1 protein-coding gene is annotated in these 616 nt (G+C 47.9%); it reads right to left on the bottom strand.

Annotated features, from left to right (window positions below):
- Nucleotides 1-523, bottom strand: a 523-nt coding sequence (locus NUW87_RS11490; protein WP_269028660.1) for a hypothetical protein, incomplete at its 3' end; no start/stop codon positions are given.
- Nucleotides 524-616 lie beyond the last annotated feature (93 nt).

Raw genomic sequence — 616 nt, 5'->3', positions numbered from 1 at the left:
GGATGTTGTACAAAAGACCAGACTGAGAATAAATAAGCTCAAACTGTTGAGCTCTCATGATGGCTTCTTCCTCAGAGAAGACTCCTGAAGTTGCGACGTCTTTGGATAACTGCGGAACTAAAGACTTAAGGAACCACTCCAGCAGGAACGCTGGAGGGACGGGTACTTTGATAAGGCTCTTTCGGCGTCGCCACTCTCGAATATGATCCGAGATATGGTCCGCTGATGTCTGCTCGAAATTGGCCAGCAATTCTGTGCCGGCGTCGTATCTTACAGGTAACTGGAAATGGTTAAGGAAAGCCATAGCCAGTTCGCCAAAAAAGGAATATCGTGAGCGGTCGAGCTCGATGTACCATTTCGCAGCACTCCCAATAAGAGTGCGTTGAAACAATCGCAACTGGACGTAGTCACCTTTCAGTGAGTTAGATGAACACCACAAGTGGAAAGTGGTCACATGATCACCCAGATCTTCGTTGGGTTTGGCTTCGAACTTTGGGATGTCCGAAGGCAACTTCGTCGGCATAGGAGGCCAACGCGGATCATGACAAATTGGGCCGTTTAACAATATTGACAAGTCTAGCAAATGCAACGTTCCCAGAAATGGTAGCTTGGGTTG

It is taken from the genome of Corynebacterium pilbarense, assembly GCF_026930265.1.
GTDB lineage: Bacteria > Actinomycetota > Actinomycetes > Mycobacteriales > Mycobacteriaceae > Corynebacterium > Corynebacterium pilbarense.
This window is presented reverse-complemented; position numbering and strand designations above follow the sequence as displayed.